The sequence below is a fragment of the Nocardia cerradoensis NBRC 101014 genome (genome assembly GCF_000308535.1).
Taxonomy (GTDB): Bacteria; Actinomycetota; Actinomycetes; order Mycobacteriales; family Mycobacteriaceae; genus Nocardia; species Nocardia cerradoensis.
In genome coordinates this window covers 1-4,576 of record NZ_BAFW01000321.1, presented here as the reverse complement: position 1 = coordinate 4,576, position 4,576 = coordinate 1, and the positions used below count along the sequence as shown (strand labels likewise).

General features: G+C 67.4%; 6 protein-coding genes. 3 read left to right on the top strand and 3 right to left on the bottom strand.

Annotation, left to right across the window (positions count from 1 at the left end):
- From ON23_RS28495 to ON23_RS28485, 3 genes are all read right to left on the bottom strand, one after another.
- Nucleotides 1–525: AAA family ATPase (locus tag ON23_RS28495; protein WP_039782035.1), on the bottom strand; the 525-nt coding region annotated here is incomplete at its 3' end.
- A gap of 25 nt (nt 526–550) precedes the next feature.
- The gene (locus ON23_RS28490) at nt 551–973 is read right to left on the bottom strand and encodes a ribulose bisphosphate carboxylase small subunit (RefSeq protein ID WP_039782033.1); all 423 of its coding nucleotides are present in this window, start codon (nt 971–973) and stop codon (nt 551–553) included.
- Nucleotides 974–1,005: 32 nt separating this feature from the next.
- Nucleotides 1,006–2,448 (bottom strand): form I ribulose bisphosphate carboxylase large subunit, encoded by a 1,443-nt coding sequence (locus ON23_RS28485; RefSeq protein ID WP_039782032.1) that lies wholly within the window; start codon nt 2,446–2,448, stop codon nt 1,006–1,008.
- A gap of 192 nt (nt 2,449–2,640) precedes the next feature.
- Between ON23_RS28485 and ON23_RS28480 the strand changes: the two genes are divergently transcribed.
- The 3 genes from ON23_RS28480 to ON23_RS28470 form a co-directional block, all read left to right on the top strand.
- Nucleotides 2,641–3,615 (top strand): LysR family transcriptional regulator, encoded by a 975-nt coding sequence (locus ON23_RS28480; protein ID WP_244969568.1) that lies wholly within the window; start codon nt 2,641–2,643, stop codon nt 3,613–3,615.
- A gap of 189 nt (nt 3,616–3,804) precedes the next feature.
- On the top strand, nt 3,805–4,263 hold the full coding sequence (locus ON23_RS28475; protein WP_036501263.1) for a MarR family winged helix-turn-helix transcriptional regulator: 459 nt from the start codon (nt 3,805–3,807) through the stop codon (nt 4,261–4,263).
- A gap of 98 nt (nt 4,264–4,361) precedes the next feature.
- On the top strand, nt 4,362–4,576 hold a 215-nt coding region (locus tag ON23_RS28470; RefSeq protein WP_039782031.1), incomplete at its 3' end, for an aldo/keto reductase.

Sequence of the window (4,576 nt, the reverse complement as noted above, 5' to 3'; positions counted from 1 at the left end):
GTCGATGAACAGCACTCCGCCCGCGGCCTTGGCCAGCGCCTCCTTGGTCTTGGGCGCGGTGTGACCGATGAACTGGCCGACCAGGTCGTCGCGGGTCACGGTGTGCACCTTCGGTTTCCGGATGTAGCCGAGGGCGTGCAACATCTCCGCCATCCGCAGCGCGACCGTCGTCTTCCCGGTGCCGGGCCCGCCGGTGAAACTCATATGCATGGTGGGACGGTCGGCCTGCAATCCGAACCGCTGCCGGGCCCGGTCGATCAGCAGCAGCGCCGCGATCTCGCGCACCCGCTTCTTGACCGTGGCCAGTCCGATCAGTTCCGCATCGAGCCGGGCGAGGGTGTCCTCGACGTTCTTACCGGCCAGATCCGTCGACAGATCGACGGTCGCGTCGTCGGGCAACGTGATCTCCGACGGATCGGAATCCACTTGCGTCTCGGGGTGATTCGCGTCCGAACCCGCGGAACCGCCCGCTCCCGGCCGGTACATCCGGAACCCCGATCCGCTGCCCTGTGTGCCGCCGGACATCGCCTGCCTCCCGTCCACCGTCGCCTCAGTCCCGGTAGCGCGCGCCCGCGGGCACGTCGGTGGCGTAGGACCGCAGGCCGTAGTGCTGGCGTCGATCCTCGGTCTCGGTGCGGACCACCAGGAAGCCCGGTTCGTCGGCGGGCCGCTGCACCAGGAAACTCAGCGCGGTCGTCTGCCGGCCGTAGCTCGCGTCGTAGGCGTTGACGCGGATGTAGTGGTGCGGGAACGTCGAACGGCAGGCGTTCACCTCGGCGAGCACACCGTCGGGTTCGTCGAGGTCGAACAGCGGCAGCCCCCACATCTCCCAGTAGACGTTGCGTGGATGCGGATCGTCGGTGTACTCGATCGAGACCGGCCAGTTGTTGAGCAGCGCGTAGCGGATCTGAGCGCCGATTTCGGTATCGGACAGGTCGGGCAGGTGGGAGAACGTCCCTTGCCGCAGATGCATTGCGTCTCCTTGTATGTCGTCGGGGCGGCCGGTCAGGCGGTGACCGTCGGTACCGCGTCGGGGGCGTCGGTGGAGGTGTAGTCGAAGGTGACATCACCCCAGGTCGCGAGCGCCACGTCGAGCGCCGGGCAGATTCGGGCCGCGGCACGCAGCGCGTCGGGGCCCTCCTTCAGCAGATCGCGGCCTTCGTTGCGCGCCTTGACCATCGCCTCCAGGGCGACCCGATTGGCCTCGGCTCCCGCGGCGATTCCCATCGGATGCCCGATGGTGCCGCCGCCGAACTGCAGGATCGCGTCGTCGCCGAACAGATCCAGCAGTTGATGCATCTGACCGGCGTGGATTCCGCCGGATGCCACCGGCATCACTCCGGGCAGGCTGGCCCAGTCCTGGTCGAAGAAGATGCCGTTGCGCGGATTGGCGGGAATGTGGTTGTCGCGCAACGTATCGTAGAAGCCCTTGACGGTGTGCGGGTCGCCTTCGAGCTTGCCGATGACGGTGCCCGCGTGCAGGTGGTCGACACCGATGAGCCGGCACCATTTGGCCAGCACCCGGAAGCTGACGCCGTGGGTCTTCTGGCGGGTGAAGGTCGAATGCCCGGCCCGGTGCAGATGCAACAGCATGCCGTTGCGCCGCGCCCACTTCGACATCGACTGCATCGCCGTGTAGCCGACGGTGAGGTCCATCATCACGATCACGCTGCCGAGCGATTTCGCGAACTCCGCGCGCTCGTACATATCCTCCATCGTGGCGGCCGTGATATTGAGATAATGACCCTTCAATTCTCCCGTTTCAGCGGTCGCGCGATTCACGCCCTCCATAGCGAACAGATAGCGATCGCGCCATCGCATGAACGGTTGCGAGTTGATGTTCTCGTCGTCCTTGGTGAAATCCAGGCCGCCTTTACACGCCTCGTACACCACCCGCCCGTAGTTGCGCGCCGAGAGGCCGAGTTTCGGCTTCACGGTCGCCCCCAGCAACGGCCGGCCGTACTTGTTCAGATATTCCCGTTCCATAACGATTCCGTGCGGCGGCCCCTGAAAGGTCTTGACATAGGCCACCGGAATACGCATGTCCTCGAGCCGCAACGCCTGCAGCGGTTTGAAACCGAAGACATTGCCGATCACCGAGGAGGTGAGATTGGTGATCGACCCCTCTTCGAAAAGGTCCAGGTCGTAGGCGATATAGGCGAAATACTCCCCCGGCCGCCCCGGCACCTCCTCGACCCGGTAGCACTTGGCACGGTAGCGGTCGTGCGCGGTGAGCCGGTCGGTCCACACGACAGTCCATGTGGCAGTGGAGGATTCGCCCGCCACGGCGGCGGCCGCCTCGATCGGGTCCACCCCCGGTTGCGGCGTCACCCGGAACACCGCCAGCACATCGGTATCGCACGGTTGGTAATCGGCGTCGTAATAACCCATCGACGCATACGACTGCACGCCCGGATCCCAGCGGTCACGAGTGGATTCGTCGGTCATCGGTCCTCCTATATCTTGCGGGACACCCGCAACCGGTCGGCGTCGCGAGCCGCTGCGCGATTCTCGTCCGCCACACCTCCCGCGACGGTGCGGCGAGTGCGCAGATTCAGGATGCGGGCACCGCCCGGCGGGGACAATTCGATTGTTTCCGGTCTCGCTCAACCGAATCGTTGAGTTTGCTACCGTCTGTAGATGGGAACGGTGAGTGCGGTCCGAATGGAAACGTTTCTGGTTGTGGCCCGGCACAACAGCATTCGGCGCGCGGCTGCGCAACTGCACATCACCGAGGCGGCCGCGTCGGCGGCGGTGGCGCATATCGAAAAGCAGCTCGGCGCGAAATTGATCGCGAAATCCGGACGCGGTATCGCACTCACCGAGGCGGGCCGGGTCTATGCCGAATACTGCCGCAGCATCCTGGGTTTGATGAAAGAGGCGCATGCCGCGGTCCGCCGCGCCGAAACGGGCCGGTTGCGGATCGGCGTGGTGGCCACCGCCGGGGAATACGTCCTGCTGCGGCTGCTGGTCTCGTTCCGCGACCGCTATCCCGAGATCGAGCTGGGGCTCTCGATCCATCCGCGCGATCTGCTGTTCATCGAATTGCAGCATCACGAAACCGATCTCGTGATCGCCGGCCGCCCCCCGCGCGACACCGGGCTGGTGGTGCGGGCGCGCCGGCCCAGCCGTCTGGTCGTCGTGGGAGCGCCGGGGCGGTCCCACGATCCGCGCACCACCACCTGGTTGTTGCGCGGCCCCGGCTCGGGCACCCGCGACACCACGCTGGCCCTGCTGGACCGGCTGCAGATCCGCCCGCCCGCGCTCACCCTTGGCACTCACGGCGCCGTCCTCGCCGCCGCCCGAGAGGGACTGGGCATTACGCTGATTCACAGCGACGCGGTGGAAGCCGATGTGGCGCAGGGCAGTCTGGTCGTCGTGCCGGTGGAGGGAACCCCACTGGACCGGCCGTGGCACGCGGTGACGACCGGCACCCCGACGCCCGCGGCGCGCCTGTTCGTCGCGCACATGGTCGACCCCGCCCGGGTGGGCGACCACGCCTTCCAGCCGATTCCCGACCACCCCACCGGCCCGCTGCCGACGATCTCCGCCGCGTCCGCCACCGCCCCGGCGGCGAAGCCCGATTCGCCCCCGCGACACACCGGCACGACTTAGGACGGTCGGCGGGATGTCCACTGCGCGGGCGCTCGGCGCCTCCCGCCCGCCGCGATCCCCTAGCTCGGTGCCGTCGATGAGCAGGCCGAAGTCGTCGGGAGGGAGCGGGAGGGCATACTTACTGAATCGGATATCGCCGACGGTGCGGCTGCCGACGGTCCCAGTACACGCGTAGGAGCGACAACGCCCATGATCCAGCAGGAGCGCGCACGCAGCGCGGAGGAGCTTGCCGAGGCGGCGGATCTGTACTTCGCGCTCGGCCGGATCACTCGCCTGCTGCGGCGCTCCGGTGACCTGGGTTCGCTGAGTCCCGGATCGGCGGCGGCGCTGGGCACGCTGGTCCGCAGCGGCCCGATGCGCCTGGGTGATCTGGCCGCCGCCGAACACGTCACGGCGCCCACGATGTCGCGCATCGTGTCGGGCCTGGAGAAGTACGGGTATCTCGAACGCACCGCCGACCCGGCCGACGGCAGGGCCCAGTTGCTGACCGTCACCGAACAGGCGAAATCGCTGGTCAACGGTCTCACGTCGGCCCGCATCCAGCGCTTCGCCGCCGCCCTCGACGATATCGATGCGCAGCAGCGCCGCACCCTGGGTGACGCACTGGCCGTACTCGTCGCACGGCTCGACGACGACGGTTCCCGCTGACGGCTTGACTTGGAGTGCACTCCAAGTCGTAGCGTCGGCGCCGTGAGTTCGCAGGGACTCATCATTCGAACCGATGGCACCTCAGGAGGACCGCTCGCATGATCGCGACCAGGAAACTCGGCGAATTGTCCGTCGGCGCACAGGGACTCGGCTGCATGGGAATGAGCCAGGCCTACGGTGTGCGCGACAACGACGCGGAGTCGATCGCCACCATCCACCGCGCCCTCGACCTCGGGGTGACCCTGCTCGACACCGCGAACGTCTACGGCGCCGGCGACAACGAGGAGCTGGTGGGCCGGGCCATCGCCGATCG